1 protein-coding gene is annotated in these 274 nt (G+C 37.6%); it reads left to right on the top strand.

Going from position 1 to position 274, the window contains the following annotated elements:
* Window positions 1-274: hypothetical protein (locus tag KVT37_RS32225; protein ID WP_217579029.1), on the top strand; the 274-nt coding region annotated here is incomplete at both ends.

The raw sequence follows: 274 nt of genomic DNA, 5'->3' as shown, positions 1-274 counted from the left end.
GTGGAGTGATTTTTATTATGAACCTGACCGTTATATACAATCGTGCAATTACGTCAAACAACTAAAATGGGAAAACAGACATCCCATTTGTATAGAAGGCATTGTAGACAGCGTGCGATATATAGAAATGTCAGGGAAATACGCTATAAACCTTCGTTGGGGAAAAAAAGGAATTAGTAGTAATGGTATAGAGCAAATTCCTTCACCCTCTATTTACTTCGATTCTGAAACACTTTCGCCAGAAGATATAAACCCCGGACAGCATATTGCTGTA

Origin of the sequence: Mesorhizobium sp. GbtcB19, from assembly GCF_019091085.1 — a bacterium.
Lineage (GTDB): Bacteria > Pseudomonadota > Alphaproteobacteria > Rhizobiales > Rhizobiaceae > Mesorhizobium.
This window is presented reverse-complemented; position numbering and strand designations above follow the sequence as displayed.